We start from the raw sequence: 12,857 nt of genomic DNA, 5'->3' as shown, positions 1-12,857 counted from the left end.
GGGAGAGCATTCCATGAACCAACCGATTCCGGTGGGCCTGCCGCCCGTTACGCTCGGCGCAGCCCTCGCGCCGCCCGTGACCGCGGCACTGCCCGTCATCCAGTTTCCGATCCAGCCCGTGATCATGGCCGGTGGCGCCGGCACGCGGCTGTGGCCGCTCTCGCGCGAACAGTTTCCCAAGCAGCTCCTCAACCTCGTGGCGGAAGACACGCTGCTGGAGGCCACCGCGCACCGCTTCGACGGCGTGGCGGTGCTGGCAGGCCGCCCGGCCGGCATCGAGCCGCCGCAGCTGGTGGTCTGCGGCGAGGAACATCGCTTCATGATCGCGGACATGATGAAGCGCGCCGGCAAGCCCGCGCGCCTGCTGACCGAGCCCTGCGGCCGCAACACCGCCCCGGCGCTGACCGTGGCGGCGCTGCACGCGATGGCGGCTACGGACGGGGGCGATGTGGTGCTGGTGGTGACGCCGGCCGACCACAGCGTGACGGACGTGCCGGCGTTCCGCCAGGCGCTCGCCACGGCGGTGCGCCATGCCGACGCCGGTGCCATCGTCACGCTCGGCGTGGTGCCGGTCTCGCCGGAAACCGGCTACGGCTATATCCGCGCCGGCGGCACGGCGGTCGATGGCGCCTACACGCTCGAAAAATTCGTCGAGAAGCCGCACCTGGAACTGGCCCGCCACTACGTGGACTCGGGCGGCTACTGGTGGAACAGCGGCATCTTCGTGGTGCGCGCGGCAGTGTGGCTGCGCGCGGTGAGCCAGCTCCAGCCCGAGATGTATATGCAGTGCCGCGCCGCCTACGAGGCTGGCGAGGCGGGTGGCGACACGTACAAGCTGAACCGCGAAGCCTTCGGCGCGTGCCAGTCGGACTCCATCGACTACGCCGTGATGGAAAAGCTCGAAAGCCTGCCCGACGTGCCCGGGCGCGTGGTGCCGCTCGATGCGGGCTGGTCCGATGTCGGCTCCTGGGCCGCGATCTGGGACATCGCGCCCAAGGATGCGCTTGGCAACGCCGCGCGGGGCCGCGTGGTGTTCGATGGCGCGACGGCCTGCCTCGCCCACTCGGAAGGCCGGCTGATTGCCTGCGTGGGCGTGCATGACGTGGTGGTGGTGGAAACCGCCGACGCCGTGCTGGTGGTCGACAAGGCCCACGTGCAGGACGTGAAGAACGTGGTGCAGCGCCTGCGCGCCGAGCATGGCAGCGAGGTGGTCAACCATCGCAAGGTGCACCGCCCGTGGGGCTGCTACGACGCCATCGACCATGGCGACCGTTTCCAGGTGAAGCGGATCGTGGTCGAGCCGGGCGCCAGCCTCTCGCTGCAGATGCACTACCACCGCGCCGAGCACTGGGTGGTGGTGCGCGGCACCGCGCGCGTCACCTGCGGCGAGACCGTCAGCATCCTCAGCGAGAACCAGTCCACCTACATCCCCATCGGCACGCTGCACCGGCTCGAAAACCCGGGCAAGACGCCGCTGGAGATCATCGAGGTGCAGTCGGGCGCCTATCTGGGGGAAGACGACATCGTGCGCTTCGAGGACAACTATGGCCGCAAGTAAGGAGATGCCGCGATGACCGGGCTGATTGCCTGCGCGCTGGACCTGCTGCTGGTGGCGGGCAGCGCGCTGCTGGTGCACCAGCTCATGGTGCCCGCCGCGCTGCCGGGCCATGGCCTGCCGCTGGCCTGGTCGGACACGCAGACCATGCTGGTGTTGTTCAACGCCCTGCTGGCGGTGGTGCTGTTCGCCGCGTTCGGGGTCTACGGCCAGTGGCGCGACCGCTCGCTCAGCCAGCTCACCCACCGGGTGCTGGCGGCCTGCGGCGTGGTGGCGCTGGCCGGCATGGCGCTGCTGTGCACGCCGCGCCTGGAGAACGTGCCGACCTCGTGGTTCATCGCCGTGACCGCCGCCTCCGCGGGCATGCTGGTGCTGGCGCGGCTGGTGCCGGGCTGGGTGGCGCGGCGGCTGGGCCGGGCGGCCACGCGCACGCGCACGGTGGCCGTGGTCAGCACGCGCGCCCATGCCCGCAACATGCTGGCGCAGCTGGCCCACGCGCCGGGCGCGCAGTATCGGGCGGTGTGCGTCTATGACGAGAGCGACGATGCCCCCGAGTGGCTGCACAACGTGCCGGTCTGCGCCAACTTCCGCGACTTTGCCGGCATGGTCCGCGCGCGCGCCATCGACGAGATCTGGCTGGCGCTGCCGCTGGCGGACCAGCATCTGGTGCGCCGCTTCGTGCGCGAGTTCCGCAACGACTTTGTCGACATCCGTTACATGCCGGACCTGCGCGGCCTGCCGCATCTGCAGTGCTCGGTGGACAAGGTGCTCGGCTATCCCACGCTGAACCTGGCCGTCTCGCCGGCCGATGAATACCAGCTCTGGCCGAAGGAGATCTTCGACCGCGTGGCGGCTGCGCTGGCGCTGGTGGCGCTGGTGCCGCTGTTCGTCGTGGTGGCGGCGCTGGTCAAGCAGTCCTCGCACGGGCCGGTGTTCTTCCGGCAGCGCCGCAAGGGCTACGACGGCCGCGAGTTCGAGATCCTCAAGTTCCGCACCATGTGCCTGCACGACGAGGCGCCCGGCACGGTCACGCAGGCGCGGCGCGGCGATCCGCGCGTGACGCGCGTGGGCGCGGTGCTGCGGGCGCTGTCGATCGACGAACTGCCGCAGCTGCTAAACGTGCTGCGCGGACAGATGTCGCTGGTGGGGCCGCGCCCGCATGCGCTGGCGCACGACGATCTCTACAAGAACCTGGTGGAGGGCTACATGCACCGCTACCGCATCCGCCCTGGCCTGACCGGCTGGGCGCAGGTGAACGGGTATCGCGGCGAGACGTCCACGGTGGAAAAGATGGAAACGCGGGTCAAGTTCGACCTGTTCTATATCCGGAACTGGTCGTTCTGGTTCGACATGCAGATCATCCTGCGCACGCCGGCGTGCATTTTGCTCCGGCGCAATGCCTACTGAGAGCAGCGCGGGCGTACTGAGACACGGTATGTGATGTGGCGGCAAGGCAGCGCGGCAATGGAGCCCGCCCGCTGATCCGCCGGGGGACGCCAAGATGGACCTATCGGTAATCATTCCCAGCTACAGGCGCTGCGACGACCTGGACCGCTGCCTCCGCGCGCTGGCGCGCCAGCAGCGCCCCGCCGACGAGGTGGTGGTGGTGGCGCGCGCCGACGACGCGCCCACGCTGGCGCTGCTCTCGCGCTGGCTCTCCACGGCCAGCGCCGACACCCTGCCGGGCCTGCGCCTGGTGACGGTGGACGAGCCGGGCCAGGTGGCCGCCAACAACCGCGGCTTCGCGGCTGCGCGCGGCGACATCCTGTGCCTGACCGACGACGACGCCGCGCCGCATCCAGACTGGCTGGCGCGTATCGGCGGCCATTTCGCGCGCGATGCCAGCCTCGGCGGCGTGGGCGGGCGTGACCGCGTGCACGAAGCCGGCCGCGTCCTGCAAGGCGCGGCGAACTGCGTGGGCCAGGTGCGCTGGTACGGCCGCGTGATCGGCAATCATCACATCGGCGCCGGCGCGCCGCGCGACGTGGACGTGCTCAAGGGCGTGAACATGGCGTGGCGGCGCAACGCGGTGGCCGGGCTGCGCTTCGACACGCGGCTGCGCGGCGCGGGCGCCCAGGTCCACAACGACCTCGCCTTCAGCCTGGCCGTGCGCCGTGCGGGCTGGCGGCTGCTGTACGACCCGGCGCTGTGTGTCGATCACTTTCCGGCGCCGCGTGCCGATGCCGACCAGCGCGCGGTCTTCAACGCCGAGTCCTATTACAACGCCAGCTACAACCTCCACCTGGTACTCGACGAGCACCTGCGCGCCACCGGCGTACCGGCCAGCCGCCGGGCGATGGCGGGCGCGTGGCAGGTGCTGGCGGGCTCGCGCAACTACCCGGGCTGGCTGCGCGCACTGGCGCTGTGCCTGGGCGGCGAGGGTGGCCGCGCCTGGCGGCGCATGGCGCTCGCGCAGCGCGCCCGGGCCGATGCCCTGATGGCGCTGCATGCCCCCGACGCCATGCGGCGCATGCCCCACGTGGTGCCGCCCACGTCCGGTGTGCCCGAACGTGCGGAAACAGACGTCCGCCCCGATGCCGGCGGCGCTTCAATGACTCCCATCGGTATGCAGCAACAAGGGCGCGCAGGCGCCGACAAGGAGAAGCTGCCATGGTAAATCGATTCCTCCCCCGCCTCGTTACGCTGGCCATGCTGGCCGCGCTTGGCGGCTGCACCTGGGCACCGGGGCCCGCACTGGACAGCAGCCGCATCCAGGACGACCTGTCCGCCAAGACCGGCACGGATGTCTATCCGGTCAAGCTGATCACCGCCGACGTGGTGCGCGCCCAACCGGACTCCATCGCGCTGGCCGCCGCCGTGCCCGATTCGCCGGCCCGCACGGGCAAGCTGGGCGACGACCTCGACGGCTACGAATACCTGATCGGACCGCAAGACCTCGTCGGCGTGACCGTGCTCGACCACCCCGAGATGAGTTCCGGCCTGCTGACCGCCCCGGTCACCGGCGCCACCGCGCCCGTGCCCGGCGTGCCGCAGGTCACCCCGACCGGGCTGCCATCGGACCAGAGCGGCTACCGCGTGGACCGTACCGGCGAGATGTACTACCCGCCGGTGGGCAAGCTGCGCGTGGGCGGCAAGACCGTCGACCAGGTGCGCGCCATGATCACCGGGGCGATCAAGAACACCGTGCGCGACCCGCGCGTGGATGTGCGCGTCATCGCCTACCGCAGCAAGCGCGTGGACGTGACCGGGCAGGTCCGCACGCCGGGCATGCTGCCGGTGACGGACGTCCCGGTGACGCTGGTCAACGCCATCACGCGGGCCGGCGGCTTCGCGCCGGAGGCGGACGTGCAGAAGGTGCGCCTGACCCGCGACGGCAAGCTGTTCGAGTTCGACCTCGAGGCGCTGATCGAACGCCGCAACGGCGCGCATGACTTCCTGCTGCGCGGCGGCGACGTGGTCTACGTGCCGGACCGCCTGTCCAGCCGCATCTTCGTGCTCGGCGAGGTGGCGCGCCCGCAGTCGCTGCTGATGAACAAGGGACGGCTGTCGCTGGCCGACGCGCTGGCAGGCGTGAACAGCATCGACGTGAAGGCGGCCGACCCGCGCCAGATCTTCGTGATCCGTGGCATGCGCGACAAGCCGCAGACGCCCGACGTGTACCGGCTGGACATGACCCAGGTGGACGCGATGCTGCTGTCCACGCAGTTCCGGCTCGAGCCACTTGATGTGGTCTACGTCGGCACCTCGGACGCCGTGCGCTTCAACCGCGTGCTCGACCAGATCACCCCCACCATCCAGACCCTGTTCTTCACAGTGGAACTGGCTCGCTAGCATCGTCAGGACGGAGCCGACATGAATACCCCTTTCCAGCGTCCCTACGGTACGCCACTGCCCCTGGAGGACGACGAGTTCATCCTGCGCGATCTGGTGCGCATGGTGCGCCAGCAGCTTGGCTGGGTGATCGGCATCACGGCCGTGGTGGCCGCGGTGGCCACGCTCTACGCCTACTCGCTGCCGGCGATCTACGCGGCGGATGCGCTGCTCCAGGTGCAGGCGAAGAACTCGGACAGCCCGCTGTCGCGTGCCTCGCAGGTGATGGGCGGCACCTCGCAGCTGGGGACCGAGACCGAGATCGAGATCATCCGCAGCCGCTCGGTGCTTGAGCCGGTGGTGAACGCGTTCCGACTCAACGTCTCGGTGTCGCCGGTGGTGATGCCCTATCTCGGCAACCTGGCGCGGCGCTTCGCCAAGTCGGGCGAGCCGGCGCCGGCCTGGTTCGGCCTGTCGCGCTACGCCTGGGGCGGCGAGCAGATCGACCTGGAACTGCTCGGCGTGCCGGCGGCGCTGGAAGGGGTGCCGCTGACGCTGCGCGCGCTCGGCAACGACAGCTTCGCGCTGTACGACCCCGAAGGGGTGAAGCTGCTGACCGGGCAGGTGGGCGAGATTGCCGACGACGGTCCGCTGCAGATCCGCATCGGCAAGCTCGTGGCGCGGCCCGGCACCGAGTTCACGGTCACGCGCTCGAACCAGCTTGCCGCCATCGGCGGGCTGGCCAAGTCGCTGCTGGTGCTGGAGCAGGGCAAGCAGACCGGCATCGTGCAGATTTCGATGGAGAGCAGCGACCGCGTGCGCGCCATGCAGATCGCCAACGCGGTGGTGCAGTCCTACGTGCGGCAGAACCTGGAGCGGCATCAGGAGGAAACCGCCCGCACGCTCGACTTCCTGAACGCCGAGGTGCCGCGCGTGCGCGCCGACCTGGAGAAGGCCGAGGACGCGCTGGCCGCGCTGCAACAGCGCCAGGGCGCGGTGAAGCCGACGTCGGAAGCCCAGTCCTACCTCGCGGGCGGGCTGGAGCTGGATCGCCAGATCGCCCAGCTGAACCTGCAGCGCACGCAGCTGCTGCAACGCTTCATGCCGGGCCATCCGCAGGTGCAGACCATCGACACGCAGCTCGGGCAGCTGCGCGCGCTGCAACAGAAGCTGGAATCGCGCTTCCACGACATGCCCGCGTCCGAGAAGGCCGGCGTGCGCATGGAGCGCGACGTGAAGATCGCCCAGGAGATCTACATCTCGCTGCAGAACAAGACGCAGGAGCTGATGATCAACCGCGCCGGCATGGTCGGCAATGTGCATGTGCTGGACGAGGCGCTGGTGCCGTCGTCGCCGGTCAAGCCCAAGCGGGCGCTGATCATCGCGGCCGGGCTGATCCTCGGACTGGTGCTGGCCGTGCTGACGGTGTTCATGCGCCGCGCGGTGTTTGGCCGCATGCACGAGATGGAGGAGATCGAACGCCGCCTGGCGCTGCCGATGTTCGGCGAGATTCCGTTCAGCCCGGCGCAGAGCTGGCTGGAGGACTACTCGCGGCTCGAGGCCACGGCCCCGCCCGAGCTGCCGCTGCCGGTGGAACTGGCCGGCGCCGAGCACGTGCCGGTGACGCCCGAGCGCGCCGAGGAATGGCTGCCCGCCGCCACCCGTCCGGTCCTGGCGGAGAGCCGGCCGCACGACGAGGCCATCGAGGCGCTGTGCGGCATCTGCACCCAGTTCCAGTTCACGCTGGAGCAGATGGGCCACCGCGTGGTGGCGATGGTCGGGGCCACCTCCGGGGTCGGCAAGAGCTTCGTCACGTCGAACCTCGGCACGCTGCTGGCCAAGTCGAACCGCCGCGTGCTGCTGATCGATGGCGACCTGCGCCGCCAGCGCCTGTCAGGCTACTTCAACCGGGCCGCCGGCATGGGCCTCTCGGAAATGCTGGGCGGCCGCATCGACGCCAACCAGGCCGTGGTGCCCACGGGCGTGTCGAACCTCTGGATCGTGCCCGCCGGCAACTTCGGCGCCACGCCGGCCGAGCTGCTGATGAACACCCGCTTCCGCCAGGCGCTGGACACCTACTCGCGCACCTACGACCTCGTCATCATCGACACCCCGCCGGTGCTGGACCACAACGATGCGATGGCCGTCTCCGCGCTGGCTGGCGCCACCGTGATGGTGCTGCGCACGGGCGCCCATACCGAGGAACAGATCGTCGATGCGGTCAAGCGGCTCAAGCGCGCTGGCGGCAACGTGGTGGGGGGCATCCTCAACACCGTGGTCGGCGAGGCCGTGCCGCAGTCCGACAGCCTGAGCGACACGCTCGCGCGCGCGTCCGGGCAGCCCGCCTGATGCGCCGCCCCGCACGTCACGCACACCACGCACCCCTCCCGGGAGCCCGCCCGTGATGACCCTCGCCCTCGACGGCCCCCGCCGCGCCAACCGCCAGCTCCACCCGGCGCTGGTGCCGGGGCTGTTCTTCGCCTTCGTGCTGGTGCTGATCCTGCTCAGGCTGGGCCGCGTGGTGGAGCTGGCGTACCCGGTCGGCGCCGTGCTGGTGGGGCTGATGTGCTACCGGCGCAACCCGGCCGAGTACGTGTCCTTCATGTGCTGGCTCTACTTCCTCTCGCCCGAGGTGCGCCGCATCGCCGACTTCTTCAACGGCGCCTACAACCCGATCAGCCCGATCCAGATGGCGCCGGTGCTGGTGGCCATCCTCAGCGGCCTGACCGTGCTCACCCACTACCGCGTGGTGGCGACCAAGCGCGCCTTTCCGTCGCTGCTGATCGTGCTGGCGATGACGTACGCGCTGGTGGTGGGATGCATCCGCAACTCGGTGCCGTCCGCGCTGTTCTCGTTCGGCTACGCCATCATCCCGGTCTTCGTCGGCTTCCATGTGCTGGCCACCTGGAAGCACTTCCCGGTCTATTCGCGCGTGCTGGTCTCCACGTTCAGCTGGGGCATGTTCGTGATCGGCATCTACGGGGTGATCCAGTACGTGCTGATGCCGCCCTGGGACGCCATGTGGATGCTGAAATCGGGCATCGGCTCGGTGGGCGAGCCGCTGCCGTTCAGTTTCCGCGTGTTCAGCACGCTCAACTCGCCGGGGCCGCTCGCCACGGTGCTGATGGGCGGCCTGCTGTTCATGCTGGCCGGGCGCGGCAAGGTGGTCTGGGTGGGCGCGGTGTCCGGGCTGGTGGTGCTGATGCTCACCGCCGTGCGTTCGGCCTGGGGCGGGCTGATCATCGGCGGGATCTACGCGCTGGCCTGCATCGACGCCCGCACGCGTGCCCGGGTGATCCTCGCCATCCTGATCGTGTCCGCGCTGTCCGTGCCGATGTTCGCCGTTGAGGAGTTCGCCAAGCCGGTGCTGGACCGCATGGAGAGCGTCACCTCGATCAAGGACGACCGCAGCTTCCAGATCCGCATGCGCTTCTACGAGTCCTTCCTGGTCGCGGCGACCAGCGACATCGCCGGGGCGGGCATGGGTTCGGTCGGCATCGGCACCAAGCTCGATTCCGCCACCAGCCAGCTCGGCAAGTTCGGCGTGTTCGACAGCGGGCTGATGGAGATTCCGTTCGTGATGGGCTGGCCCGGCACGCTGCTCTACCTCACCGGGCTGCTGTGGATGATTGGCCGGGCGATGAAGCGCGGGCTGGCGATGAAGTCCAACCGGCTGCTTGCCGCCGCCGTGGGGACGTCGATCGCGCTGGTGTCGATGCTGGTGTTCAGCAACACGCTGAACGCGTTCGACGGCATCCTGTTCCAGCTCGGCGTGACGCTGCCCGTGATCGGCCATCGCTACGCGCGCATGCTGGCCGCATCGGGCGGGGCCACGCCATGATGCCGGCATCCGCCACAGGGGCCTCGGCAGTGTCGGCCGTGCCGCCGCTGCGTGTCGCCATCGTCACGCACGTGGTGGACCGCAACGACGGGCAGGGCCGCGTGAACCACGAGATCGTGGCGGCGGCGCTGGCGGCGGGCTGCGAGGTGACGCTCGTGGCCAGCCAGGTGGCGGCGATGTGGCGCGAGCATCCGCGCGTGCGCTGGCACGCCGTGCCCGAGGCGCGGCTGCCCACGGCGCTGCTGCGCTACCAGGCCTTCGCCGTGGCGAGTGGCTGGTGGCTGGCGCGGCACCGCCGGCAGTTCGACATCGTCCACGTGAACGGCTTCATCACCTGGGCCCATGCCGATGTGAACACGGCGCACTTCGTGCACCACGGCTGGCTCCATTCCGGCTACTACCCCTACCGCCTGCGCGACGGCGCGCGCGCCGCCTACCAATGGGCCTACACGCGGCTCAACGCCCGGCTGGAGCGCATGGCGTTCCGCCGCGCGCGGGCGGTGGTGGCGGTGTCGCCGCGCATCGTGGCGGAACTGCGGGCGACCGGCGTGCCGGTGGACGGCATCGAGGTCATCCCGAACGGCGTGGATACCGCCGAGTTCGCCCCGGGCAAGGTCTGCCGCGCGCGCTTCCGGCTGCCGGTGGGCGTGCCGCTGCTGCTGTTCGCGGGCGACCTGCGCACGCCGCGCAAGAACCTGGATACCGTGCTGGCGGCGCTCGCCCAAGTGCCGGAGCCCGTGGCGCTGGCCGTGGCCGGCAACGCCGAAGGCAGCCCCTATCCGCAGCGCGCCCGCGAACTCGGGCTGGCTGACCGCGTGCACTTCCTCGGCCATGTGGCCGACATGCCCACGCTGATGCGCAGCTGCGACGCGCTGGTGTTTCCGTCGCGGTACGAGCCGATGGGGCTTGTGGTGCTCGAGGCCATGGCCAGCGGCATGGCCGTGCTGACCGCGCGCTCCACGGGCGCGGCCGGACTGGTGCCGGATGGCGCCGGCATCGTGATCGACGACCCCGACGACGCCGTGGCGCTGGCCGCCGCGATCCGCCACTTCACGGCCGACCCCGGTGCGCTGCGGCGCATGGGGCAGGTCGGCCGCGCCGCGATGCTGGCGCAGGGCTGGGACGCGATGGGCCAGCACTACCTGCAGCTCTACCGCCGCCTGGCCGTGCGGCCCGTACCCATCCGATCGCAGGAATCCGACATGACGCTGAAGGGAGAGACCCGATGACCGCACGACTGGCGATTGGCGACCTGACTGCACCGCATCATCCCCCTGGCGCGCTGCGCGTGCAGCCGGGCGCGAACGACGCCGGCCCCGAGACGCTGGCGGCACAACTCGCGCAAGCCGCGCGCCCGCCGCTGTCCGCGTTCCAGATCGGCATGCACTGGTTTCCCGAGCGCGCGGGCGGGCTGGACCGCATGTACCACGCGCTGACCGGCGCGCTGCCGGCAGCCGGGGTGGAGGTGCGCGGCATGCTGGCCGGCTCCGGCGCGGCGGCGGCCGACACCCATGGCGCCATCAAGGCGTTCGCGCCGGCCGACGCGAGCGTGCCGATGCGGCTGCTGCGTGCGCGCCGGACGCTGCGCGCGATGCTGGCGCAGGAGAAGCCCGATGTCATCGCCTCGCATTTCGCCCTCTACACCTTGCCCGGGCTGGACCTGATCCGCGATTACCCGACCGTGATGCATTTCCACGGCCCCTGGGCCGCCGAGAACCAGGCCGAGGGCGTGGCGGACGCGGCCAGCCGCATCCAGCATCGCGTGGAGGCCGCCGTCTATGCGCGCTGCCGGCTCCATATCGTGCTGTCGATGGCCTTCGGCCGCGTGCTGCAAACGCGCTACGGCGTGGACCCGGCGCGGATCCGCATCGTGCCGGGCTGTGTCGATGCGGCGCGCTTCAACGTGCCGATGGACCGCCGCGCCGCGCGCCAGGCGCTGAACCTGCCGACCGATCGCCCGATTGTGCTGACGCTGCGCCGGCTGGTGCGGCGCATGGGGCTGGAGGATCTGATCGATGCGATGGCGAGCGTGCGCCGGAGCGTGCCGGATGCGCTGCTGCTGATCGTCGGGCGCGGCACGCTCGATACCGAACTGCGCGAGCGCGTCGCCGCCATCGGCCTGCAGGATCACGTGCGGCTGCTTGGCGCGCTGCCGGATGCCCAGTTGCCGCTGATCTACCGCGCGGCGGACGTGAGCGTGGTGCCCACGCTCTCGCTGGAGGGATTCGGGCTGACCACGGTGGAATCGCTGGCGGCCGGCACGCCGGTGCTGGTAACGCCCGTGGGCGGGCTGTCCGAGGCCGTGCGCGACCTGTCCGAGGCGCTGGTGCTGCCGTCCAGCGGCATGAGCGCGCTGGCGGCCGGCCTGACCGATGCGCTGCGCGGCAACCTGCGGCTGCCGGACGCCTACGCGTGCCGCCGCTACGTGCGCGAGCGCTTCGACGTGCCGGTCATCGCGGCGAAGGTGGCCCAGGTGTACCGCGAGGCGGTCAATCAATGCGAATGAACAGGCCAGCAGGATCGAGGGAGTAAAGATGAAAGTTGCAGTGGTCCATGACTGGCTGGTGGCCTACGCCGGCGCCGAACGGGTGCTCGAGCAGATCCTGCGCTGCTATCCCGAGGCGGACGTGTTCAGCCTGATCGACTTCGCCGAGGAACGCGCCTTCCTGCAGGGGCGGCCCGTCACCACCTCGTTCATCCAGCGGCTGCCGTTCGCGCGCACGCGCTATCGCGGCTATCTGCCGCTGATGCCACTCGCCATCGAGCAGCTCGACGTGTCCGGCTACGACCTGGTGATCTCCAGCTCGCACGCGGTGGCCAAGGGCGTGCTGACCGGCCCCGACCAGCTCCATATCAGCTACGTCCACACGCCGATCCGCTATGCGTGGGACCTCCAGCATCAGTACCTGCGCGAGAGCAACCTGCAATACGGGCTGCGCTCGGTGCTGGCGCGCATGCTGCTGCACTACATCCGCAACTGGGATGCCCGCACGCGCGATGGCGTGGACCACTACATCGCCAACTCCGCGTTCGTGGCGCGGCGCATCCGCAAGATCTACGGCCGCCATGCCAGCGTGATCCATCCGCCCGTGGACGTGGAAGCCTTCGTTCCCGGCGGCCCGCGCGAGGACTACTACGTCACGGTGTCGCGGCTGGTGCCGTACAAGCGCGTGCCGCTGATCGCCGAGGCCTTCGCGAAGATGCCGGACCGCAAGCTGATCATCGTCGGCACCGGCCCGGAGCTGGACAAGGTGCGCCAGGCGGCGGGGCCCAATGTGCAGGTGATGGGCCACCTGCCGTTCGAGGCCATGCGCCGCACCATGCAGCACGCCCGGGCCTTCCTGTTCGCGGCCGAGGAGGACTTCGGCATCTCGGTGGTGGAGGCGCAGGCCTGCGGCACGCCGGTCATCGCCTATGGCCGGGGCGGCGCGCTGGAGACGGTGCGCGACGAGAAAAGCGCCATGCCCACCGGGCTGTTCTTTGCCGAACAGACCGTGCCGGCGATTATCGACGCCGTGGAGCGCTTCGAGCGCCAGCCCGAACTGTTCCGCCCCGAGTACTGCCGGCTCAACGCCGAGCAGTTCTCGGCCGACCAGTTCCGCGAGGCGCTGCTGGGCTTCGTGGCGCGGGCGCGGGCCATCGCCGCCGGGGGGAAGTCGTCCGGCGGGGGCGACGATGCCTCCCAGCCCG

General features: G+C 70.4%; 8 protein-coding genes and 1 pseudogene. All 9 read left to right on the top strand.

Going from position 1 to position 12,857, the window contains the following annotated elements:
• Positions 1-13: 13 nt before the first annotated feature.
• Complete coding sequence (locus AC1DFU_RS03825; RefSeq protein WP_441591183.1) at positions 14-1,558, top strand: mannose-1-phosphate guanylyltransferase/mannose-6-phosphate isomerase; 1,545 nt, start codon at positions 14-16, stop codon at positions 1,556-1,558.
• A gap of 12 nt (positions 1,559-1,570) precedes the next feature.
• Positions 1,571-2,962, top strand: a complete 1,392-nt coding sequence (locus AC1DFU_RS03820) for an undecaprenyl-phosphate glucose phosphotransferase (protein WP_092294230.1) — start codon at positions 1,571-1,573, stop codon at positions 2,960-2,962.
• Between the two features lie 94 nt (positions 2,963-3,056).
• Positions 3,057-4,172: a glycosyltransferase gene (locus AC1DFU_RS03815; RefSeq protein ID WP_441591182.1), complete on the top strand. Its 1,116-nt coding sequence runs from the start codon at positions 3,057-3,059 to the stop codon at positions 4,170-4,172.
• Positions 4,166-5,347, top strand: a complete 1,182-nt coding sequence (locus AC1DFU_RS03810; RefSeq protein ID WP_092294234.1) for a polysaccharide biosynthesis/export family protein — start codon at positions 4,166-4,168, stop codon at positions 5,345-5,347. Before AC1DFU_RS03815 ends, AC1DFU_RS03810 begins: the two co-directional genes overlap by 7 nt.
• A gap of 21 nt (positions 5,348-5,368) precedes the next feature.
• Positions 5,369-7,675, top strand: coding sequence for a polysaccharide biosynthesis tyrosine autokinase (locus tag AC1DFU_RS03805; RefSeq protein WP_092294236.1), 2,307 nt, complete (start codon positions 5,369-5,371; stop codon positions 7,673-7,675).
• A 55-nt stretch (positions 7,676-7,730) separates the two neighbouring features.
• On the top strand, positions 7,731-9,167 hold the full coding sequence (locus AC1DFU_RS03800; protein WP_441591367.1) for an O-antigen ligase family protein: 1,437 nt from the start codon (positions 7,731-7,733) through the stop codon (positions 9,165-9,167).
• A gap of 47 nt (positions 9,168-9,214) precedes the next feature.
• The gene (locus AC1DFU_RS03795; RefSeq protein ID WP_092294394.1) at positions 9,215-10,396 is read left to right on the top strand and encodes a glycosyltransferase family 4 protein; all 1,182 of its coding nucleotides are present in this window, start codon (positions 9,215-9,217) and stop codon (positions 10,394-10,396) included.
• Positions 10,397-10,548: 152 nt separating this feature from the next.
• Positions 10,549-11,673, top strand: coding sequence for a glycosyltransferase family 4 protein (locus AC1DFU_RS03790; RefSeq protein WP_477159669.1), 1,125 nt, complete (start codon positions 10,549-10,551; stop codon positions 11,671-11,673).
• A pseudogene (locus AC1DFU_RS03785) lies at positions 11,654-12,799 on the top strand (glycosyltransferase family 4 protein); the annotation flags it as partial. The gene AC1DFU_RS03790 and the pseudogene AC1DFU_RS03785, both read left to right, overlap by 20 nt.
• Between the last annotated feature and the right edge of the window lie 58 nt (positions 12,800-12,857).

The sequence above is a fragment of the Cupriavidus sp. 10L45 genome, from assembly GCF_056395225.1.
The sequence above is the reverse complement of the archived record's forward strand: the minus strand, read 5'-3'. Positions and strand labels throughout refer to the sequence as shown.